At 60.7% G+C, this 18,140-nt stretch carries 27 protein-coding genes and 2 pseudogenes; 8 read left to right on the top strand and 21 right to left on the bottom strand.

The genetic code is table 11. From position 1 onward, the window contains the following. Window positions 1–81: 81 nt before the first annotated feature. The 7 genes from A9513_RS26290 to A9513_RS26260 form a co-directional block, all read right to left on the bottom strand. Window positions 82–1,296, bottom strand: coding sequence for an Arm DNA-binding domain-containing protein (locus tag A9513_RS26290; protein ID WP_255302899.1), 1,215 nt, complete (start codon window positions 1,294–1,296; stop codon window positions 82–84). Window positions 1,297–1,325: 29 nt separating this feature from the next. Beyond that, entirely contained in the window at window positions 1,326–1,541 is a 216-nt protein-coding gene (xisR, locus tag A9513_RS26285; RefSeq protein WP_065086039.1) for an excisionase family protein, read from the bottom strand. Continuing rightward, a complete protein-coding gene (locus tag A9513_RS26280; RefSeq protein ID WP_255302898.1) occupies window positions 1,528–1,740 on the bottom strand; it encodes a hypothetical protein in 213 nt (70 codons plus the stop codon). The genes xisR and A9513_RS26280 overlap by 14 nt, the downstream gene beginning before the upstream one ends. 11 nt (window positions 1,741–1,751) lie before the next feature. Next, window positions 1,752–2,639 (bottom strand): hypothetical protein, encoded by an 888-nt coding sequence (locus A9513_RS26275; RefSeq protein WP_065086037.1) that lies wholly within the window; start codon window positions 2,637–2,639, stop codon window positions 1,752–1,754. A 3-nt stretch (window positions 2,640–2,642) separates the two neighbouring features. Then, a complete protein-coding gene (locus A9513_RS26270) occupies window positions 2,643–2,840 on the bottom strand; it encodes a hypothetical protein (RefSeq protein ID WP_065086036.1) in 198 nt (65 codons plus the stop codon). A gap of 275 nt (window positions 2,841–3,115) precedes the next feature. Next, complete coding sequence (locus A9513_RS26265; RefSeq protein ID WP_065086035.1) at window positions 3,116–3,502, bottom strand: hypothetical protein; 387 nt, start codon at window positions 3,500–3,502, stop codon at window positions 3,116–3,118. Further along, window positions 3,499–4,014: a DUF4406 domain-containing protein gene (locus tag A9513_RS26260; protein ID WP_255302897.1), complete on the bottom strand. Its 516-nt coding sequence runs from the start codon at window positions 4,012–4,014 to the stop codon at window positions 3,499–3,501. The genes A9513_RS26265 and A9513_RS26260 overlap by 4 nt, the downstream gene beginning before the upstream one ends. 89 nt (window positions 4,015–4,103) lie before the next feature. On the opposite strand from A9513_RS26260, the gene A9513_RS26255 reads away from it, so the two are divergent. Next, window positions 4,104–4,799 (top strand): hypothetical protein, encoded by a 696-nt coding sequence (locus tag A9513_RS26255; protein WP_141678531.1) that lies wholly within the window; start codon window positions 4,104–4,106, stop codon window positions 4,797–4,799. Window positions 4,800–4,839: 40 nt separating this feature from the next. Here A9513_RS26255 and A9513_RS36225 read toward each other — a convergent pair. Both A9513_RS36225 and yejK read right to left on the bottom strand, forming a co-directional pair. Next, window positions 4,840–5,046: pseudogene (locus A9513_RS36225) on the bottom strand (DNA translocase FtsK); the annotation flags it as partial. Window positions 5,047–5,094: 48 nt separating this feature from the next. Further along, window positions 5,095–6,090, bottom strand: a pseudogene (gene yejK, locus A9513_RS26250) (nucleoid-associated protein YejK); the annotation flags it as partial. A 75-nt stretch (window positions 6,091–6,165) separates the two neighbouring features. Here yejK and A9513_RS26245 point away from each other — a divergent pair. Beyond that, the gene (locus A9513_RS26245; RefSeq protein ID WP_065086033.1) at window positions 6,166–7,062 is read left to right on the top strand and encodes a hypothetical protein; all 897 of its coding nucleotides are present in this window, start codon (window positions 6,166–6,168) and stop codon (window positions 7,060–7,062) included. A gap of 20 nt (window positions 7,063–7,082) precedes the next feature. On the opposite strand, the gene A9513_RS26240 is transcribed toward A9513_RS26245, so the two are convergent. Continuing rightward, window positions 7,083–9,110 carry a DNA cytosine methyltransferase gene (locus tag A9513_RS26240; protein WP_065086032.1) on the bottom strand — a complete coding sequence of 676 codons (2,028 nt, stop codon included), beginning with the start codon at window positions 9,108–9,110 and terminating at the stop codon, window positions 7,083–7,085. 97 nt (window positions 9,111–9,207) lie between these two features. On the opposite strand from A9513_RS26240, the gene A9513_RS26235 reads away from it, so the two are divergent. Both A9513_RS26235 and A9513_RS26230 read left to right on the top strand, forming a co-directional pair. Continuing rightward, on the top strand, window positions 9,208–9,429 hold the full coding sequence (locus A9513_RS26235) for a hypothetical protein (protein ID WP_065086031.1): 222 nt from the start codon (window positions 9,208–9,210) through the stop codon (window positions 9,427–9,429). Then, on the top strand, window positions 9,426–9,638 hold the full coding sequence (locus tag A9513_RS26230) for a hypothetical protein (protein ID WP_065086030.1): 213 nt from the start codon (window positions 9,426–9,428) through the stop codon (window positions 9,636–9,638). Before A9513_RS26235 ends, A9513_RS26230 begins: the two co-directional genes overlap by 4 nt. A gap of 353 nt (window positions 9,639–9,991) precedes the next feature. Here the strand turns inward: A9513_RS26230 and A9513_RS26225 are convergent, their stop codons facing one another. The 5 genes from A9513_RS26225 to A9513_RS26205 all read right to left on the bottom strand — a co-directional run bounded on the left by A9513_RS26225 (window position 9,992) and on the right by A9513_RS26205 (window position 12,459). Beyond that, complete coding sequence (locus A9513_RS26225; protein WP_065086029.1) at window positions 9,992–10,306, bottom strand: hypothetical protein; 315 nt, start codon at window positions 10,304–10,306, stop codon at window positions 9,992–9,994. Beyond that, the gene (locus A9513_RS26220; protein ID WP_065086028.1) at window positions 10,306–10,719 is read right to left on the bottom strand and encodes a hypothetical protein; all 414 of its coding nucleotides are present in this window, start codon (window positions 10,717–10,719) and stop codon (window positions 10,306–10,308) included. The genes A9513_RS26225 and A9513_RS26220 overlap by 1 nt, the downstream gene beginning before the upstream one ends. After that, window positions 10,719–10,979, bottom strand: coding sequence for a hypothetical protein (locus tag A9513_RS26215; RefSeq protein ID WP_065086027.1), 261 nt, complete (start codon window positions 10,977–10,979; stop codon window positions 10,719–10,721). The genes A9513_RS26220 and A9513_RS26215 overlap by 1 nt, the downstream gene beginning before the upstream one ends. A gap of 16 nt (window positions 10,980–10,995) precedes the next feature. Next, on the bottom strand, window positions 10,996–11,697 hold the full coding sequence (locus A9513_RS26210; RefSeq protein WP_065086026.1) for a hypothetical protein: 702 nt from the start codon (window positions 11,695–11,697) through the stop codon (window positions 10,996–10,998). 336 nt (window positions 11,698–12,033) lie between these two features. After that, complete coding sequence (locus tag A9513_RS26205; RefSeq protein ID WP_176707293.1) at window positions 12,034–12,459, bottom strand: hypothetical protein; 426 nt, start codon at window positions 12,457–12,459, stop codon at window positions 12,034–12,036. Between the two features lie 518 nt (window positions 12,460–12,977). On the opposite strand from A9513_RS26205, the gene A9513_RS26200 reads away from it, so the two are divergent. Continuing rightward, complete coding sequence (locus A9513_RS26200; protein WP_065086024.1) at window positions 12,978–13,316, top strand: DUF1654 domain-containing protein; 339 nt, start codon at window positions 12,978–12,980, stop codon at window positions 13,314–13,316. Here the strand turns inward: A9513_RS26200 and A9513_RS26195 are convergent, their stop codons facing one another. Next, the gene (locus A9513_RS26195; protein WP_065086023.1) at window positions 13,317–13,532 is read right to left on the bottom strand and encodes a hypothetical protein; all 216 of its coding nucleotides are present in this window, start codon (window positions 13,530–13,532) and stop codon (window positions 13,317–13,319) included. 646 nt (window positions 13,533–14,178) lie between these two features. Here A9513_RS26195 and A9513_RS35240 point away from each other — a divergent pair. Next, window positions 14,179–14,532, top strand: a complete 354-nt coding sequence (locus A9513_RS35240; protein ID WP_083196226.1) for a YkgJ family cysteine cluster protein — start codon at window positions 14,179–14,181, stop codon at window positions 14,530–14,532. Window positions 14,533–14,566: 34 nt separating this feature from the next. On the opposite strand, the gene A9513_RS26190 is transcribed toward A9513_RS35240, so the two are convergent. From A9513_RS26190 to A9513_RS26180, 4 genes are read right to left on the bottom strand one after another with little or no spacing between them, the layout of a single operon-like run. After that, window positions 14,567–15,337, bottom strand: a complete 771-nt coding sequence (locus A9513_RS26190) for a DUF1828 domain-containing protein (RefSeq protein ID WP_065086022.1) — start codon at window positions 15,335–15,337, stop codon at window positions 14,567–14,569. Next, on the bottom strand, window positions 15,331–15,822 hold the full coding sequence (locus tag A9513_RS26185; protein WP_065086021.1) for a hypothetical protein: 492 nt from the start codon (window positions 15,820–15,822) through the stop codon (window positions 15,331–15,333). The genes A9513_RS26190 and A9513_RS26185 overlap by 7 nt, the downstream gene beginning before the upstream one ends. A gap of 42 nt (window positions 15,823–15,864) precedes the next feature. Continuing rightward, window positions 15,865–16,032 (bottom strand): hypothetical protein, encoded by a 168-nt coding sequence (locus A9513_RS36220; RefSeq protein ID WP_176707292.1) that lies wholly within the window; start codon window positions 16,030–16,032, stop codon window positions 15,865–15,867. Between the two features lie 43 nt (window positions 16,033–16,075). Further along, complete coding sequence (locus A9513_RS26180) at window positions 16,076–16,981, bottom strand: XRE family transcriptional regulator (protein ID WP_255302896.1); 906 nt, start codon at window positions 16,979–16,981, stop codon at window positions 16,076–16,078. Window positions 16,982–16,992: 11 nt separating this feature from the next. Between A9513_RS26180 and A9513_RS26175 the strand changes: the two genes are divergently transcribed. Next, window positions 16,993–17,175, top strand: a complete 183-nt coding sequence (locus A9513_RS26175) for a hypothetical protein (protein WP_065086019.1) — start codon at window positions 16,993–16,995, stop codon at window positions 17,173–17,175. Here the strand turns inward: A9513_RS26175 and A9513_RS26170 are convergent. Then, the gene (locus A9513_RS26170) at window positions 17,145–17,387 is read right to left on the bottom strand and encodes a hypothetical protein (protein WP_065086018.1); all 243 of its coding nucleotides are present in this window, start codon (window positions 17,385–17,387) and stop codon (window positions 17,145–17,147) included. The genes A9513_RS26175 and A9513_RS26170 overlap by 31 nt on opposite strands. Window positions 17,388–17,467: 80 nt before the next feature. Between A9513_RS26170 and A9513_RS26165 the strand changes: the two genes are divergently transcribed. After that, window positions 17,468–18,088 carry a hypothetical protein gene (locus tag A9513_RS26165; protein WP_065086048.1) on the top strand — a complete coding sequence of 207 codons (621 nt, stop codon included), beginning with the start codon at window positions 17,468–17,470 and terminating at the stop codon, window positions 18,086–18,088. Window positions 18,089–18,140: the final 52 nt, after the last annotated feature.

Raw genomic sequence — 18,140 nt, 5'->3', positions numbered from 1 at the left:
AGGGGCTTCGTCTTTTCCGGGTCTGCCATTTAGGACAGATTTAGGACAGATTCCAGCACTTACAGGCTCCGCTGCGCCCTCCTAGGCCTGTTCTCTGAATCCCATCATCTGCGACACGATCGACGCCATGCTCTTGGTGTCCGCCGGAATCCATCGACCATAGTGCTTGCGCACCATCGTCGTGTCCGTGTGCCCGAGCTGGCGCGCTACCCATTCCACCGGAACGTAGCTCGACAGCGCCTGGCTGGCGAAGGTATGCCGGCATTGGTTCGCGCCGCGGTGCCGCACGCCCGAGCGCTTCAGGTGCTGGGTAAACCACTTGCTGACGGTCTTTGCGGTCCAAGGCAACCCACTGATGCAGTTCCGGAACAGGAGGCGCACTTCCTCCTGCTTTTCCGTCACGTTGTCCCGCTGAGTGACGGTGATCTGCATCGGCGCGGCGGCCTCGGCATCCTTGAGGATGTCGTCCAGTAGGGTCAGGGCTGGGTCGATAAGCTCGACGAAGCGGAGGCGGGCGCGCTCCTTCGGCACCTTGAACTCAGTGATCACCCGGGCGCGCCGCACCCAAACCCCGCCAGCCTCTCGGTCCACGTCGTCGACGCCCAGGGCAATGATTTCGCTCAGGCTTAGTCCGGCCCAGCAGTTGAACAACACCATGCGCACGTTGGCCATGCGCGCCGGGTCACCGGCGGTCAGCTTCTCGATCTCCTCCCGGGTGAAAGGGTCGGCCGTTTCCTGTTCGTCGTCTGCTTCGATGTTGGTGATCCGCTCGAGCGCATTGCTTTTGATGATCCCGTCTCCGAATGCATCCGCCCACACGCCCCTGACCACGGTGAAGATGTCGTTCACCGTCTTGGGCGCCAGTCCCTTTTTCAGCAGCCCTGCCTGGAACAGCTCCAGGTCGCTCTTGCTGATGTCCACGATCTTCCGCGAACCCGCCCAGCGCTCAACGTGACCAGCCTTGCTGACGTAGTTGACCACGGTGCTGCTCGCCTTCTTCGCTCGCTGGACGTCCAGCCAGCGATCAATGCCCTGTTTCACCGTTCGTCCGGCGTTGGCGCCACTGACGCCGGCCAGAGCCAGCGCCCGCTTCGATTCCGGGAAGTGGGCTGCGTAATCGAATCGGCCCTCGGCGATCTCGGTGACGATCAGCAGCCGTTTGTTACCGGCGTAACGGATGAGCGCCTTGGTCACCTTGGCGCCCGGGATCTTCTCCCGGCAGCGCTCGCCGCGGTACATGAAGTGGATTCGAACACTGCTGCCGTTGAGCTCTACCCCCTCCGGCAGCTTGTCCACGCCAGCGGGGAGCTTTGCCTTTGCCGCTGTCACAGCTTGCCCTCCAGCCACTCGTCGATTGCTTTGCAGCAGTAGACCACGCGGTTTGCCGGGTCCTTCCGCCAGTGCTTGCCCTCCAGCCATACGCCGGCCAGGCGGTATTTCTTCGCGGCATCGGTGCTGATTCCCCAGATGGGCTTCAGCAATTCCTGTCGCACCCACTTCCCAGGGGTCACCTGGTAGGTGATCTTCTCAGCAGCTCCCATGGTTCACCTCCGGCGGCGCGTACTGCAGTTCCCATGTAGGGTGGAAAGGCATCGTGTGCTTCATGCCGTCCAGCTGGATGTTCAGGCGGCAGTCGCGCGCGCTGCGTATGGTGCCGTACTCACTTTTCCCGCACCCGGTGTAGAGCACGCGCATTCCGCGCTTCGCTGGGACGCCGTACCACTTACGGGTGCGTTCCATGTTCCCTGCCATCACTCACCTCCCTGCGCCGGCTCGGCGATACGCTCAACCTCAACGACTCTGAACAGTCGCTGGCCGTCCTCCGGCCACCAGTTCAGTTCTGCTATTTCGCGGGAGCCCCAGAGCTTGGCTGCTCTTCCCGGATATTGAGTCACCCACCCGGTGTACCCGTTAGGCAGCTGCACAGCCTGGGCGGCGCGGTTCTTCGGAGTGGGGCGCTCCAGGCAAGACGACGTATTTGGGGGCGCTGGGAAGTGGACGCCGTAGACGTCTAGCACTTCCGATATCGACTGATGGACTTCACGAGGGATGGCCGCGTTTCTGTTCCTGGATATCGCTTTCAAAATGTGAGCCATTCCTACAGCGATCATCCGTGCTATATCGCGCTCTTCGGCGAGGAAGTTGGCGCTTTGCTCTAGCTCCGACGCTGGCCGGAGTTGGGCGCATTTGAAGGCTCGGCGAGCCAATTGGATAGCGAAGGCTGGATACTCAAACTGCTGGTTGGAATCACTTTCCAGCTCCCAGACCAGCCAGTCGTCGAAGTCCGACCATTGCCGAGCAGGCTCGTGTTGCGAAAGGGCGGCGCGGGCTGCCTCAATGGCTGCATCGGTGACCGAATTGCGGTGCGCGGGCAGGTAGCCCATCAGCGCCATGTAAGCCTGCTCCAGCGCGCTGCGCAGCGAATTCCGCTCTCCCTTCGTGCCATCTGCCTGCTCGGGGTGCTGCCGGAAAACGTTCGCGGCGATCAGCTCGACACCCAACTCGTGCAGGCACATCACGTTTCCAAGGGCTTCGGTCAGCGACTCGAGAGTGAAGGTGAGTCGCCGGTCGTTCCAGTTGCACTGGGCAGCAGTGTGCCCTCCCGCACCGCAGAGGGTGCAGGCTTGTTGTTCGGTCATGGCTCAGTCCTCTGCGGGATAGTGGCGGGTGCCGTGCTCGCCCTGCTGGGCGACTATGCCGGCCTGGATCAGTTGGCGGCCGAGCTGGATAGCTTGATCTGGGGCCAGTTCGGCGCCGAGTCGCGGGAGCCCATCGATCAACAGATATGGCTTCCCATTGACGCCGTGGCGGTGCTCGACGGTCAGTTGGATGGCTTGCATGGGGTTTCTCCCTGGAGCTGGCGCCAACGAATGGCGTCCTCGTAAAGGCTGACCAAGCGGGCAAGCTCGGCCCGTCGGTTCTTGGCACATTGGAATCGGAAGTCGCACGGCTCGACCTGATAGAGGCCGACCCGGTGGTCGTCGCCGCATTGGTTCAGGCAGTCGCAGCGCTCTCCGTCAGCCATCGCTGTCACCTTTCGGCGGCACAGGCCTGCAGCGCAGGCAGTCGCATTTCTCGGAGGGTTGGCCGGTGCCGCGGCAGAAGGTGGGCCGGGTCATTTCTTCCTCCAGGCGAACATCACCGGGCTGGGCGTCACCCACAGGTGCCGCATGTTGGCGACGTTCACGATGTCCTTGTCCGCCGGGAAGATCTCGACCGCATCCCGATCACCCAGACCGATCTCACGCTTGATCTGCATGAGCTCATCCCAGGTGATGTGGTCGACCCAACTGTCTCCGTTGTGGATGGTGCGGCAGACGCTCAGCCGGACCATGCTTCCGGGCTCGTTGAAGACCTGGACCAAGAACTTGTTGCTGCGCCATACCTGCTGGAGCCCCGGCAGGATCGCCGGCCACTCTTCGGGATGTACCGGAACCAGGCAGGGCGGGTACGCGGCGTTGGCCTTCTCCAGCGCGCGGCGCTGCTGACGAGAGGCGCTCATGCTGCGCTCCTTGCTGGTTCGGTGATCTGGCTGGCGGTGAACACCTGCATGCCCAGTTCACTGGCGACGTGGTACTCGAGGCGGGCGCCCTTGGACTTGTCCCAGCCGGGCAACAGCGCGATCGCCTCGCAGGTGATCAGCTTCTGCATGTCCAGGCGCAGGTAGTCGGCCCACTCGAAGCCGTCGATCATGCCGTGGTCGGCAGGGTTCTCGACGTGGTAGCCGAGATCGCGCAGGCGCCCGGCCTCGGCGTGGAAGGCCGGGTAGTTGAAGTCCTCGATCCCGGTCATGGGGCCGGCGAGGTAGATGCGGCCAACGCGCGGAACGGCAATCAGGCGGTCCATCTGCTGGCCGAATACCTCGCGGGCCAGCTCGACGCTGACGGGGACCAACACCAGGCCCAGGTCGAGGGCCTCGATGACGTCCTCGGGGTGGCGCCGACCGACGAATCGGCATTCGCGGGTGGCGGGGTCGAAGCCGGCCACGGCTGACTCTTCGTAGTTTCTGGGCATGACGGGTCCTTGCACCTGATGGCGCCGTTCTATTCGGTGGGGTAACGTTTAGCTCGCAGCCCTATGTCTTGTTTGGCAGGAGCAGAAACTTGGTAAAGGATTGGAAAATTTGGCTAACGTGTATCTGTTTATTCTGGGCTGGAGCAATTTGGGCACAGATTCCCATCGGTACGGATTTCTTTGTTACTCGGGATGTTCACGATTTTCTTGAGTGTGTTGCTGCGGTCGCAACAGTTGTCGCTGTAATTCTGGCATGGATAGGTGTCGACTCTTGGCGTAAACAAATTAGAGCCTCCACAGATCATGAGCTGGCCCGGAGAATGCTCATTGCAGTTCACAGTTTGGGGGAAAGTATTGTGGAGGCTTGGGTGTGGGTGTCGATAGCTAATACCGAGATTCAAGTGAAGGGCGAGAAATTAAATGTTAATGAGCTGAGGGCTATTTCTCAGGGCGTAGAGGGGCCGAGGAAAAGGCTTGGAGAGGCTCGGAATATAATTAAATCTATTTCTGTTGAATGCCGGGCTATTTGGGGGGAGAGGCAAGAGTCTGCAATTCGAGAGCTTCTCGAGCTGAGTGAGGTATGCAGTAATTATCTATCCTCGTATATGGCGATATGTTCGACCGATACCGACATGGTTGAGAGAAGTATTCGCTCCGTTGTTTTGCAAAGGATATGGGCTGAACTGGATGATAAAAAGCTATATAGCCACCCTAATGTGCTTTCGTATGTGGAGCGTTACGTGAGTTCGTATAGCGAAAGGTTGAAGGATAAGTTCCTTGATTAGTTGTAGATTGCGCGGCTCATACAGTTAGTTCTGAGAATACTCACGCAGGCTCTCTCTTTGGCGCCCTCGCAATGACTTCTCGGCCGCCGTCGGTGTTCATCGGGGTGACAATTCCGTCCACCTCCATCTGCTCGATGAGGCGCGCGGCGCGGTTGTAGCCGATCTTCAGCTTTCGCTGCACTGCCGAGATGGAGGCGCGGCGGGTCTCGGTGACGTAGCGAACGGCCTCGCCGTACAGCGCGTCATCGCGCACCGCCTCGGTGCTGCTGGCGGTGGGTGCTGACGCTGCAACGACCTTGCTCATCTGGTTCTTGAGCTGAGTGGGCACGCCATGGATCAGCAGGGTGTCGCGCGCCTGGTCAAACTCGACCTTGGAGCCGAGCAGGTGCGGGGCGAAGCTGATCGAGATGCCGTCCGCCTTCGCGGTGAAGCGGCGAAAGCTGCTGAGCGTGCGCTTGTCGGCGGGAATCTCCGGCGACAGGCCGTAGTCCTTGTTGCGGATGAAGTCGGCGAAGGCCTTCGGCGCCATGTCGTCAATCAGTTCGGACAGGGCGTCCAGCGCCATGGGCTCGCCGATCTTCGCCTGGCTGGTGGCGTAGTCGATCAGCGTGGTGGTCTTCTCGCGCGCCTCGGACTCGGGCAGGTCCTCGCTCTCCACGAAGTCGCTGAAGGCCTTGAGCAGGGTGCGCGTCTCGCTCGGCGAGTCGACACCCTCGGTGCAGCCGATGAAGTCGCGGAAGTGGTCCTGGCGCTTGCGCCCGCCCTTCGCCTTGAGGAACGACACGTACTGGCGCGACTTCGGATTGGTGCGCCACTCGGTGATGTTGATCCGCGCCGCCATGTGCAACTGGCTCAGGTCCAGGTGCCGACAGGGGACCACCTCCAGGTGCTCGTTTACCGCGACCGCCTCGGTGGTCTGCAGCACGGCCACGAACAGGTAGTCGGTCAGGCCCTGCTGGTAGTGGCTGATCAGCAGGTGGCCGCCGGTGCTCAGGTTCGACTCTTCCAGCAGCGCCTTCAGGTGCTCGGCCGCCAGCTCGCTGAACTCGCCGAAGTCCTTGGTGCCATCGAGGAACTCCGCCAGCCAGCCGCTGAAGGGGTAGGCGCCGGACTCGCCCTGGAACAAGCCCCAAGATTTCGAGGGCTTGGCGTTGTACGTCACGTTCAGGTCGTGGGCCAGGTTCTCCAGCGCCTGCGAGTCGGTCAGCGGATGGTGGGCGACGTGCAGTCGCGCAGGGTTGCCGTCCGGCTTCTTGTCGATGTGATGGATGATCGCGTTGCGAATGGGCACAGGGATACCTCCTGCCAGAGTGGCGGGGCTGCGTGAATTTGGATAATTTCGTGAGGTCCTCACGAGGAGATCGATATGGCAAGCGTGGAATGCAAACTTTGCGGCAAAGAGGCCGACCTTCGTTTAAGCCATCTAGTACCTAAGTTCATAGGGAAGTGGTTAAAAGATACTTCGGCTACTGGTTTTCTCAGAGACTCGCGGAATATCAATCGACGTTCGCAAGATATTCTCAAGGAGAAGTGGTTGTGCCACGACTGCGAGCAGTTATTTTCCGGGTGGGAAAAACCTTTTGCAGAGAAAATTTTTAAGCCGTATATGGACGACTCTGGAGCACGCCACAACTACGATGACTGGATGGCGAAGTTCTGTGCCTCAATGAGTTGGCGCAGCCTATCGTATATGTCGTGGGATAATGACGATGAACCTGTGATTAAGGCGCATAAGCAGGAGTGGTCTGATGCTGAATCAGCTCTGAGGAAATTCCTGCTTGGCGAGTCAAAGACTCTTGGGCACTACGAGCAACATGTAATTCCCGTTGAAGGGGTCACCGAGGTGAGTGGCGGTGCTTCAGCGCGCCTAGTTCGCTACCTGATGAGATCAATTCATGCTGATCTCATAGCGTCGAAGTCTACTCGGATGATTTACACGAAGATTCCTGGCTTTGTGATTCTCGGGTTTGTCACTGTTCCTTACGCGGCCAAGATGCGCTCCAGCAGAATTTCCCTCGGGAGTGGGTATATATCGCCTAGAAGATATTTTGCGGATGTGAAACTTTTTAATTATATAAATGAGAAGGCCGACGAGATTGGTCGCAGCTACGGCGATATGAGCGCGAAACAGCGGGAACTCATCGAGACTTTCATTAAAGAGAATCCAGAAAAGGCGCTTAACTCAGGCTCTTTCAAGGCCTTTCTACAAGATCATGAAATCTCGGGCGACAAGGCTTTCTCGAAGGCGGCACCCCAAGGCTGAGGCGGAGAACTGGCGGCCATTTAGGCCGCCATCTCTGCCTTCCTTCGCAGTTTCCAAGGATCGTTCGCCCGTGCGATTGCCGCCATGGTGCCGGGGCTGACGCTGTTGCCGCACATGTGGACCTGCTCCGACAGGTTGAACTCCCGCCCGTCGTGGCCTCGGTCGATGATGTAGCTGTCCGGGAAGCCCTGCGCGCGGTACAGCTCGCGCGGCTTGAGCATGCGAAGTCGGATATCCACGATCACGTAGGGGCTGCCGCTGATCCATACCGTCACCAGGGCAAGCCGGTCCTTGGTGGTCACGGTGCTGACCGGCTCGTCCAGGGGGCGGATGTTCTCGCCCATGCCGTGGTACTTCATCAGGAAGGCCGCAACCCAGACCGCGCCGTCCAACTGCTCGGGCGTCAGGCTGGCGCCGACCATCTCGGCGCTGACCACACCGTGATGCTGGCCGCCGGCGCTGATGGTCTGCAACGGTTCGTCAGCTCCGCGTGCGTCGCAGTTCCCCCGGAGGTGCAGTAGGTGGGCGGCTACGAGCCCGTGGTGGTCGTTTCCGGTTTGGGTGCCAAGCGGAGCGTCCATCGGCCCGCCGTGCGAACCCTTGCGCAGTGTCACCAGGTGGGCGGTGGCCAGTTGCTGCTGACTGCCCTTGTTGGTGATGGTGCTCATTGGGGTTTCCATGGCGCGGCTGTGCGTGACGTTGTAGCCGCCGTTCGCCTGCACCATGAAGGCCGAAGCGATCGCGCGGTGGTTCTCGGTTACGACCGTGCCCAGCGGCTGGTCGACCGGTACCGGCTTGGCGCCGTAGCTCGGGCCGCCGGCGCCGACCAGAACAGCGGACGCCACGCCCAGCGCATGGGCGGCTCCTGCTGGTCGAGCACATTCGCCGCCGCTGGTGATAGTCGGCATCGGCTGATCCACCGGCGCGCCGGTGGCGTCGAAGCGGAACTTCACCAGGTGCGGAACCGCCAGTGCGAACGAGCCGCCTTTCGGCCAGGCCGTGACGGTGTTCAGCGGTTTATCCACAGGATGGATCGCCTCGCGCGACCAGTTGGCGATCGGCACGATGAAGGGCTTGGCGCGCTGCAGCACCTCCTTCTCGATGCCCTTGGCGATGCGGCGCATGGTGGCTTCCGCCAGTGGACGCTTCCGGCCTCGGATAGAATTGCCCAGGTCGCTCCAGTCGATGCATTCGGCGGCGGTGCGGTAGGCCTTCATACCCTTCGCGGGTTTCGCAGCATGGGTCTTCTCCGGTGCCACGGCTTCGAAGTCGTCGGCAGTGGCCACCATGTACAGGCGCTGGCGGCTGGTCGGGTCGCCAAAGTCGCAATTGCGCTCGACCCAGTGCTCGACCTGGTAGCCCAGGCCGATCAGCATCTGGCGGAAGTGCTCCCAGCTGCGGCCCTTTGGCTGGCCGTGACGCAGGAACTTGGTACGGCGTTTGCGGCGGCGCGCGGCGCTGCCGGTGATGGCGCCGGAATCAGGCACCAGGAACTGCTCTCCGCGCGGCACCTGCTCGCCAGGCGCGGCTACCGTGCCGTCAAGCTTCACCACCCGGCCGGTCTCCTTGTCTCGCTTCGCCACCAGCGGACCCCACTGCAGGATCTGCTTCACGTTCTCCAGGCTGATCACCCAAGGGCCCTTGCTGGCGCGCCGCAGCTTGCCGGCCCACTTGATCACCACCCAGGACAGGTCGCGAATTTCCTTCTTGCGCGGTTGGCCGCCGGCCGCCTGGCTGTGGTGGCGGCAGTCCGGCGAGGCGTGCAGCCAGGCCACGGTCTTGCCGCCAGTGCTCTCCAGCGGGTCAACGCCCCAGACGTCGGTCTGGTAGTGCGCCGCGTGCGGGTGGTTGGCCATGTGCATGCTGATGGCCGCCGGGTTGTGGTTGATCGCCAGGGCGACCTGGCGGCCCAGGCCAATCTCCAGCCCGGTGCTGGCGCCGCCGCCACCGGCGAACAGGTCAACGATGATGGCGTCGTCGGATTCGTCCAGGGCCAGGCCGAACTGGGTTTTGAAGTCGAGCGGAGAGGGCTTCTTCAGCGAGCTCATGGTTTCTCCAGGTAGAGCGCCGCCGCGCCGCGAGTGCAGCGGAAGGCAGCTATGTTTAATTGCTGGTGTGATCCGAAAACCGCAGGAGGGTGTGGAAATGCTCCGTAACCGATCGAGCGAAGAAGTGCGGGTGACGATGGTGGAGATGGCTTTTCAGCACGAGGCACAAGCTGTGGTGCTGGAACGTGCTGTTCTCGAGCTGCCGCCGGGCCTGAGCGGCGAAGTGGCGGGGGTTGTCGAGCTCCTCCGTAGCCAAGCCGCCACGCTCAGAGCATTGGCCGAGCGAGTCCAAGACGGCGGTATAGCGGTGCTGCAATGAATGGCGTTGAAAAGCAACTGCTGGCAGCCCTCCGTACCACGTCGTTCAACAATGCTGCGGTGGCCGATCGCCTTTCTTACTACGCCAGGCAGGTTCCTGAGTTGGCACGCGAGCTACGGGCAATGGCGAGTCAACTGGAGAAGGACGCTGACACCCTGGAGGTCTTCGTGCAGGAGATCCACGAGGGGCGTATTGTCCGATCACCGTGATCTAGGCAAAGGGGAAAGGAGGTGCAGGGATGAGGTGCTTCCTGTGCAAAGGTCCAGTGAAGACCAGGTGGTTTCGTCAAGGCGGTCGAATCGTCGAGTGCCCTCAATGCGGGCCATACCGAATCAGGGGCAATGTGCTCGCCGCCCAGGCAACCCACTGCCTCCAGTTCGATCTCCCTGAGACCATGGCCTTCCTAGATGCCGAGCGCCATTGCGGGACGGCGTCGCCAGAGATAACACTGGAGACCGTCCACTGGCTGGAAGAGCCGGCCTCATGTCTTCCTTATCGTGTAGCCCGTCGACCACGCTGAAGAAGCAGCCGGGCCCAAATCAGGGCCTCAGTCGGCACTGCGTCATGCGTCCGTGCGATCCATCCGTTCTGCCTCTCTGCGACCAAGTCTGTCGAGCTTGCGCGCCACGAAATCTGATGGCGTGAAATCGTGGCGCGGGATGGCGAGGAGGGGAGCGGAGCCCTCAGGGCCCAGGTCATGGGCATGCATGATCAGCAGCTGGATCGCCTCGGCCCGCTCCTCGATGCCGTGCCAGCGCATGAGGTTCTCCAGCATGGCGCGGGTGCCGCGGCGTACCCGGTGGCGCAGCTCCGTCTCGTCCAGGCGCTGGCGCTTCGCAGCGGCTGCCGCAGAGCGTTCTTGCTGAGACTTGGCCATCAGCTGGACCTCCCGAGCGGGATGCCGAACTGCTTGGCGACGCTCCTGATCATGCTGTGGCTGACACCGAACAACGCCGCGCAGGCGATGCAGCCCATGCTGGCGCGAGGACGCAGTCGATTGGCCAACTCCTCGCGCCGGCGGTAGGCGCGCTCTGCATAGGCCCGGTTCTTTTTGACGACGGTGCCGCGACTACTGATCAGGACAAGCTCATCAGCTCCTCGGCTCTTGATCGGCGCCGGTGTCACCGACTCAGGCTCGGTCCGGGATGGGCGGGGCTTCGGGTGGAAGCCACCGAGCTGGTCGATCTCGCCGCCGGCATCCAGGAAGGCCGCCACGGCTTCAGCCAGGTCCGCGCGCGCATTGTTCCGCGCTGCGACCGTTGGCAGGTTGAGGGTGGTTGCGTGTTCCATCAGCCTTCCGCTCCGATGTCATCGCGCTTGCGGACGCTCAGGAACTTGGCGTAGGCCAGCGCTTCCCCGTAGGAGTGGCGGAACGCAGCGACCTTCTCGGTAGCCGTGTCGACGATGTGCCAGAAGCCGCGACCACTCGGGCACACCTGGTATGCCGGCTTCTCCACCTCGATGGTGCGCCGCTCCTGAAAGGCAGCGCGCGCGGCGGCGGACTGGATCAGCAGCTGGGCCAGCGCCGGGTGAGTGTTCAGCTGTTGCATGGAGCGGCCCTCCAGGTCAGTCCCGATAAGCGTCCGGGTAGTAGATGTCGTCGACGTCGATCTCTTCGAAGTCGATCTTCGTACCGCCGGTGTAGATGTTGAGGGCGAGGGCGTCCGCACCGTAGTGGCTGCCGAGGAAGATCATCTTCTTGGGATCATCTTTCTCGTCGACCCTGAGCGAGTAGCACTCGCCGTCCTCGGTAAACGCCATGTGGATTGCGCAGCTGTATTGGCTGTAACGACCTGCGTCCTCTTTCGGATCGGCGTAGAGGTGCCAGTAGCCGCGCTCGTTCTTCTCGATGATGAAAGTGGGGCGCTCGCTGCCTTCGCGGCTGTAGCAATTGAAGAAGTGGCGGGTCAGCTGCTCGACCAACTCGCTCAGCTTCATCCTGGTCGGCAGTGGCTTGAGCAACTGCTCCATCCGTTCGGTGATGGTTTGCTTCAGGACGTGATCCTGATGCTCCGACAGGGCGAACCTGAAGGTCTTCAGAACAAGGTCGCCGTATCGCCCGAGGTCACCAAGGTCGGTAGGCATCACCGCCGCCATGCTTTCTTTGCAGAGTTCGATGAAGGGGCTGCGATAGCCGAAGTTGTCATCGATAGCGCTCTTCACTGCCTTCTCGACGTTGGCCTGGATGATCGGCTGCAGCTTCTCGGGGGCCAGGGCTGCGGCTACGGCGTCGGCCACCAGGCCCTCGATGTTGATGTCGATGTTCATGGTGCTTCCTCGGTTGGGGTGGCTTCCTTTGGGCAGCACTCCAGCGCGCGGCTATACGCCGGTGGGCGCCGCGGAGGAGTGCTCTCGAAAGGGATCAGGTAAGGGAAGGAGGAAAGCCCAGTTAGGGCCTGGGCTTTCCGTGCTCACGTCCGCCTTATGTCGGTGAGCGTTTCGCGGCTCGCCCGGCTTGTTGCCGAACTACCAGGGCTGTCGGTTACATGGCTGCATCCTCCGCAGAGTTACCCGCGAGGATTGGCACGGGCGCCCTGGCTCAAGATGGGAAGTGATGCTTGCCGGCATCCCGCTGCCGCCTCGGTGAAGCGGCAGAAGTGTTGCTCAGCAATCGCCCCAGTTGAGCTGCTTGATGTAGTCGCCGCCTTCGCAACGTACTGCTGCTGCGTTGATCAGCTTGGGGGTTTCCAGCAGTTTCTGTGCGGCAGCAAGTCCAGCCTCGGCTCTGGCGGCAGCCACCTTGGCGTGGCCGACCTGGAAAGCTTTGCGGCGACGGTAGGAGTCCATGGCCTCTGCCATATCTGGATAGCAGAAGCGCTTCCTTGAGGCCTTGGCCACTCGCTTGGTCTGGCGCTTCACCCATTCGGGCGACATCAGCGCCGCCCGGCGGGCGTCGTGGTCGCGCATGACGAAGTAGCAGTGCTCGGTCTCTCTGGTGACGACGTAGGTGATGCAGATGATCTCCACGCCGTCCGGATCGATGGTGTCGATGAACCGGTAGTGATCCGGTCCGATCATGTTTCGGCTCATGTTCATTACTCGGTTGGTGACATCCCAAAGCGCCCTCTGGGGAAGGCGCTTCAGTGATGCATTGGTGTTGCTTCCGCGTTCGCCTACTGGGCTTCTACAACCCGCGGGTGTTTCGTCATTGCTGTCGGGGTGACCGTGTCGCCGGCATGCCGCGCGCCGCAGTCCTGAGCACCGTTACCCGCCACCTGTGCCTGGGCGATGATTTCTTTCCATACGTTTTCTGGTTCAGCCGCTGGTGGCCTGGGCAATACGGCGTACTTAGGTGGGATTCGCCCACGCCAGGTACGTCAATGCTTGGCTTGGCCAGCGGCCTTTTGCGTGCGTTGTTAAAGAGCGGTCGGCTCGGTGGCCTGATGCCGTGATACGTTGGCGTTGGATAAACAATACGAACACGTATTGATTGTGTCAATACGCGTTCGTATCGAATTTCCAAGGCGTCAGATAGTCGGAAACCCGTTGAAGGACGATTCGTTTCTGAATACTGTATGTGCGTACAGTGATGGCAAGGAGCTATGGAAATGACGAAGCAAGCGGTCTCGGCATCCAAGGGAAGCGGAATCCACGCGCTGGACCGGCTGCGCCTGCGGATCTCAGCGATGGTGGGAAGCCCGAAGGCTCAAGCGGATAGGCGCGCGGTGGTCTGGCGGCTGGACAGCGACACGGACGAAGCGTGGAGCCAGGTGATGGAGGAGTTGGCGGAGACGGATGGGCTGACCGTGACCAAGCTCGAGGACGGGACTGCCGTTCTGGAGTGGCAGCCGAGCGAGGAGGAGGGGGAGGGTGCCCAGGGAGAAGGGGAGGAACTACCGGCCGACTTCAGGGTGCAGTACCTGCACGATCAGCCGGCACCTTTTTGATTAGTGAAGATCGGATTCGGAAGGGCTGGATAAGACTCGAACAGATAGGCTTTGAAGCGCCTGCGACAGCTCATCCAATTGCTGCAGCAGCCCCTTTGCCTTATCTGCTGTAGCAGTGGCGGCCTGAAGGTCGGTGGAACGCAGCAGGGTCGATAGCTCCGCGCTAACTGCGTCAATCTTCTCGATTGTCGAGGTGACGAGATTTTCTAGGTCCATGAGCTTATGACGAAGCAGAACGAGTAAAGAAGGCAGGCAAAAAAATGGCTGCCAGACGCAAGAGGGCGGCGTGGCAGCCGGGAGCATTGTCTCGGTCAGAAGACATATTTAGTTTGGCTGAGACTGCAGCTTTCGCCAGTACAGGTAAAGAAAAACCGCCGCGGCCATGGAGTAACCGGGCGGTCAAAGGGGGATGTGTCTGGCTCAAGAGACACAATTTGAGCATAGCTGTGTCGCAGCCAATGCCCACAAAAAGAAATGCCCTGCCGAAGCAGGGCCTGCCACTGGCGTCCTTCGCGGGGATACCGTTGACGCTAGTACTATAGACCCAAAATGAAAAAGGCCGCACCCCATCGATACGGCCTTTTTGCCATGTGGCCGCTGCTCTTCCAAGCCACACAGCAATGAAAAATTTACCAAAAACGGATTCAGTTTCAAGCCCTCTCAGGCGCCTGAAGCAATCTCCCCTGCAGCCCACTTCTGCTCGAATTCGCGCCTGGCCCGCCGCTTGTGATTCTGGCACTCGACCATCTGCTCGTCGGTCCTCCAGTTATCGCACCCACGGGGAGCTTGGTTGTGACCACCCTATTCAAAGGGGACGCACGGCTGCGTATGTATAATCCGCGCCCCCATCTAGGACGCGACGATGAATAGTGTGAGCCGCAGGATTGATCAATTGCGTCGGAGAATCCCCGGCTTTGAGTGTAAGCCTGGCTGCCACGACTGCTGCGGGCCGGTCACTGCGTCTTCGGTAGAGTTGGCCCGGCTGCCAGCCAAGAGCGAGGCCGAACATGATGCGGCCCTGGCTGAGTGGAACTGTGTCCACCTTGGTCCGAATGGATGCGAGGCCTACGAGCAGCGGCCGCTCATCTGCCGATTGTTCGGCACAACGCCCAAGATGCCTTGCCCGGAGGGAAGGGGGCCTGAAGTCCCTACTGATGAATCAGTGGTCCACCAGGTCAATCAGCTGATTGCCAGCACCCGGCAGGTTCTGGTTTAGAAGGCTGGAAACGAAAAGCCCCGCGGTGCGGGGCTTAGTTCATCCGATGCCGGATCTTCTGATGAATGATCTGAGCGTCTCGTATGCTCGGTACCACATCATTTGCTGCATTCATCAGACGATGTCGGTCGGGTGATGGCAGGATGTCGATATCTGCGCACACCGCCATAGAATCGAATTTCACGTCATGCTGCTGCAGGTACTGAATCACAATCGTGGCCAGTCGCGCCTTGTCCTTGTTGTTTACGCCAAACAAGAACAGGGGGCGTCCGCCAGTACGAATGCAGTAGTCGATGGGGTAGTTCTCTGATCCAGGAAGATTCGGGATCAAATAGTTTTCTTCCAGATCATCTGACTTTACTACCTCCCGGAGCACCCGCCGGAGGTCGTCATAGAACGTCGACTCGACACGTGACCTAGTCCAGAGCGCTATGTCTTCTATCCTGGATAGGCCCTGCGCCAGGGAGAAGAGTCCCCGACTCAGTTTGTCTGCAGGGACGGTCAGCGATAATTCGCCGTCGTCGTCCTCGAGTCCGGCCTCAGTCAAGATGGTTTCATAAAGCCTCGCCCGAGGCCCGGTGAAAAGCTTTGCGAGATCGTTCTCATAGCTCAGGCGCATCATGGTGTTGCCGAGGTCAGATATCTTCCAGCCTGCCGGCACCTGCTCCAAATAGGCTGTGAAGGTATCTCCGTCACGTCCTGCCATTGGCAGGGAAACAGTGACCAGGTCGCCACGCACCCGCACGACTACCTCGCTACACAGCGCTTTGCAAAGCGTCTTCTGCAAGGTCTCTACGGCTACCATAGCGAAATCTGTTCTCCTGATACCGCACTGCCTTTAGGCGCATCGAGGCCGGAGATGTTGCAGTCCTCGAGGATGCAGACCAACGCGCCTTCATAGGTAGTATACCGGTCTGTTGTCTCCGCGTACTTTTCAGCCTTGTCGCCTAGAGCGATGTATCGTTCCGATGCCCGATGAATGTGGCATTTGAAATGGATCGGCTCGTCATCCTCAAGCGAGTTGCAGTGGATGTGGTTGCTTCCGTTATAGCGGCAGAGCGTGACGGACTGATCTGGGCCGTCGGCGACATAGATAAGACCACAAGAATAGCTTTCGGGGTCCTTGGGATTTTGCCGCAGGTAGAGCTTGAACTCGCGCTCTCCCTCCAACTCCTGAAGCTCGTAAGTAACCTGAAGAGAGCTCCTCTGCAGCCTCATCTTCAAGTTGGGATTGATGACGAGCTTGGGCAGTTTTATCAGCAGATCGATTTGTTCATCGGTGAGCGTCATTGTTCATCCCTGATTAAATGAGGCCTCACAGCCCCATGATCCTTATTCGTTTGCACCGAAGATCGCATTTAGCACAACCAGTTCAACAACCGCCAAGGCCACGCATAGAGCCACGAATCCAGGGCTAAACACCCGGTTTGACCTGCGGTCCGGCGAAGACCAGTTGAAGAGAGCGGAACAGAGGTCGCCGAGGATTTCGGGCAGACTCATCAAGGGGGCTCCTTTGCCTCGTCCTGAGGCATGCCGCTTCTGGTTACACCAGGTGCGCGTTCCAGACCAGCAGCACACGCGCATGGATGTAGGTCTCATCCATCCGGATGGCCCTATCCTTGTGCTGCTTGTTGTCCGAGATCATCTCGAAGTGCTCGGCATCCTGGACCTGCAGGCGCTTGATGTAGAGGTGGCCCTGCCAGGTGAAGATGAAGATCCCGTCGCCGTCGAACTCGCGGATGTTGATGTTCACGATCATCGGATCGGCGTGCTTGATGGTCGGCGCCATCGAGTGGCCCCAGCCGTACACCATCTTCAGGTGGTTCGGATCGTCGTAGGTGACGCCGAGCTTGCGCAGCTGTTCCTGGCTGACCTTAACGTCGCGCAGCATCTCGGGGTAGTCGGCGGGCACCTGGCCATTGCCCATGGCGCCGCGAATGTCGTAGTGCGCGATGCTGATCTCGTCGCCCACCGGGCCAGGCCGGGAGAAGTCGGCGACGATCACGTTCGAGCCGGCGGCTGCCTGCACATCTTCGGCGGCCGCCTGCAGAATCTGCTGGCGAGCAGCGGCGCCGAGGCCTTTGCCGTGCTTCTCCAGCATCTCCATAACCTTGGCTGCAGAGCTCGTCGCTGCAGTGTCTGTGCGGCTACCAAGTGGCGCGGTCCCGATCCCAGTCCATAGCCACTCGACAGAGCAGCCGAATGCCTTGGCAATGGCCTCGATGTTGTCGCGTCTGGGGCTCTTCGACTCACCCTTGATGATGCGGTGCACGGTGGGCTGATTGATGCCAGCACGGCGGGCGAGTTCTCCCTCGCTCCACTCGAGCTTCTGCATCTCGGCTTCAATCCGTTCGCCAATATTCATGGTTTCGCCAATAGAAAAACGTATTGCCCGAGTGTATTGCTCGGAGCGATACGTGTGCGTATTATCTCTAATACGAAAGTGCATTGGAGGTCTCCATGACCGTCAAGGAAATGATCGCCGCGCTGGTCGAGCAGGGGCTTTCTCAGAAAGCCATTGCCGACCTCGCGGGCACTACCCAGCCCACCATCCACAGGGCATCCAGGGGCGCGGGAGTCCGGTACGAGACCGGGAAGGAAATCGAGCGGCTCTATCGCGAACGTGTCGCCTCTGCCGCGTGATCAACGGGCAGAGCTGACTCGAAGGCCGGCATCACCGGGCCACCCCAGTCGGTACTGATGATTTCGACACGAGCCAGATCGGCCTGCCGCTGCAAGTGCCCCTGAACCGTTTCAAGGAGCACCGGCGGAAGCGAAGCAAAAAGCGCATTGAGTTGAGCCTGAATGGCCAGCACTTGGCCCTGCAGGTGATGGATAGAAGATGGCTGGCGCATGGGGCGATTCCCTCGCTGGCTCACCAACAAGGTGGCCTCTTTCGATGGGGCCAGAGTAGGACCAGGAGCGCAACGTGAACATGTCCAATCGCCGACACACTCTTACCCGCGATCAAGTGCTGCTGGCCTACGCCAACGACCAGGTGTCGCGCACCAGCCTGAAGACCGAGTACTTCGCCCAGGCGCTGAGCCGCGCTCTCCACGGCAAATGCCCGGACAAGGCGGAAGAGAAGGAAGTCCCGGACTTCGAGTCCGAACTGCTCAAGGCAGACACCACTGAATTCCTGAAGGCCGGCGGCCGCTGGCTGAAGCGTGTTCAGCGCTGGCTGGACGGCTCGACCGAGCTTCCGGCCTGGGTTGAGGAGGCGTGGGTTACCGCTCTCGAACCCGAGTGGCGCGACCGCTGCACCAACGAGCTGGCGGCGCGCTACGACCTGGTGGGCGCGCGGATGCCGCAGGTGGAGTTCTGCCCCGTGAGCGCCTTTGGGCGGTTGGTTCTCCACCTCGGCGGAGCAGTTGAGGCCTGCAGCGCGGTGCTGGCTGACGGCGTTATCGACGAGAACGACCGGAAGGACCTGCCCGGCGCGATGCATCACCTGCGCGCCGTCATGGCTCGCAGCAGCGAGTTGCTTTCGAAGATGGAAGGAGAGGCCCAGGCACTGGGCTTGGAAGTGCACCCGGCCGGACAGCCGGTGCACTGAAAAAACAAACCCCGGCGAAGTGTGGGGACACGGGCCGGGGTTCAGATCAACG

The organism is Pseudomonas sp. AU12215 (assembly GCF_001675465.2).
GTDB lineage: Bacteria > Pseudomonadota > Gammaproteobacteria > Pseudomonadales > Pseudomonadaceae > Pseudomonas > Pseudomonas nitroreducens.
This window is presented reverse-complemented; position numbering and strand designations above follow the sequence as displayed.

Coding starts and splice junctions, on each gene's coding strand:
- xisR (WP_065086039.1), bottom strand. CDS start 1,541: ATGGGAGCTGCTGAGAAGATCACCTACCAGGTGACCCCTGGGAAGTGG.
- A9513_RS26280 (WP_255302898.1), bottom strand. CDS start 1,740: ATGGAACGCACCCGTAAGTGGTACGGCGTCCCAGCGAAGCGCGGAATG.
- A9513_RS26275 (WP_065086037.1), bottom strand. CDS start 2,639: ATGACCGAACAACAAGCCTGCACCCTCTGCGGTGCGGGAGGGCACACT.
- A9513_RS26270 (WP_065086036.1), bottom strand. CDS start 2,840: ATGCAAGCCATCCAACTGACCGTCGAGCACCGCCACGGCGTCAATGGG.
- A9513_RS26265 (WP_065086035.1), bottom strand. CDS start 3,502: ATGAGCGCCTCTCGTCAGCAGCGCCGCGCGCTGGAGAAGGCCAACGCC.
- A9513_RS26260 (WP_255302897.1), bottom strand. CDS start 4,014: ATGCCCAGAAACTACGAAGAGTCAGCCGTGGCCGGCTTCGACCCCGCC.
- A9513_RS26245 (WP_065086033.1), top strand. CDS start 6,166: ATGGCAAGCGTGGAATGCAAACTTTGCGGCAAAGAGGCCGACCTTCGT.
- A9513_RS26240 (WP_065086032.1), bottom strand. CDS start 9,110: ATGAGCTCGCTGAAGAAGCCCTCTCCGCTCGACTTCAAAACCCAGTTC.
- A9513_RS26235 (WP_065086031.1), top strand. CDS start 9,208: ATGCTCCGTAACCGATCGAGCGAAGAAGTGCGGGTGACGATGGTGGAG.
- A9513_RS26230 (WP_065086030.1), top strand. CDS start 9,426: ATGAATGGCGTTGAAAAGCAACTGCTGGCAGCCCTCCGTACCACGTCG.
- A9513_RS26225 (WP_065086029.1), bottom strand. CDS start 10,306: ATGGCCAAGTCTCAGCAAGAACGCTCTGCGGCAGCCGCTGCGAAGCGC.
- A9513_RS26220 (WP_065086028.1), bottom strand. CDS start 10,719: ATGGAACACGCAACCACCCTCAACCTGCCAACGGTCGCAGCGCGGAAC.
- A9513_RS26215 (WP_065086027.1), bottom strand. CDS start 10,979: ATGCAACAGCTGAACACTCACCCGGCGCTGGCCCAGCTGCTGATCCAG.
- A9513_RS26210 (WP_065086026.1), bottom strand. CDS start 11,697: ATGAACATCGACATCAACATCGAGGGCCTGGTGGCCGACGCCGTAGCC.
- A9513_RS26205 (WP_176707293.1), bottom strand. CDS start 12,459: ATGAGCCGAAACATGATCGGACCGGATCACTACCGGTTCATCGACACC.
- A9513_RS26200 (WP_065086024.1), top strand. CDS start 12,978: ATGACGAAGCAAGCGGTCTCGGCATCCAAGGGAAGCGGAATCCACGCG.
- A9513_RS26195 (WP_065086023.1), bottom strand. CDS start 13,532: ATGGACCTAGAAAATCTCGTCACCTCGACAATCGAGAAGATTGACGCA.
- A9513_RS35240 (WP_083196226.1), top strand. CDS start 14,179: ATGAATAGTGTGAGCCGCAGGATTGATCAATTGCGTCGGAGAATCCCC.
- A9513_RS26190 (WP_065086022.1), bottom strand. CDS start 15,337: ATGGTAGCCGTAGAGACCTTGCAGAAGACGCTTTGCAAAGCGCTGTGT.
- A9513_RS26185 (WP_065086021.1), bottom strand. CDS start 15,822: ATGACGCTCACCGATGAACAAATCGATCTGCTGATAAAACTGCCCAAG.
- A9513_RS36220 (WP_176707292.1), bottom strand. CDS start 16,032: ATGAGTCTGCCCGAAATCCTCGGCGACCTCTGTTCCGCTCTCTTCAAC.
- A9513_RS26180 (WP_255302896.1), bottom strand. CDS start 16,981: ATGCACTTTCGTATTAGAGATAATACGCACACGTATCGCTCCGAGCAA.
- A9513_RS26175 (WP_065086019.1), top strand. CDS start 16,993: ATGACCGTCAAGGAAATGATCGCCGCGCTGGTCGAGCAGGGGCTTTCT.
- A9513_RS26170 (WP_065086018.1), bottom strand. CDS start 17,387: ATGCGCCAGCCATCTTCTATCCATCACCTGCAGGGCCAAGTGCTGGCC.
- A9513_RS26165 (WP_065086048.1), top strand. CDS start 17,468: ATGTCCAATCGCCGACACACTCTTACCCGCGATCAAGTGCTGCTGGCC.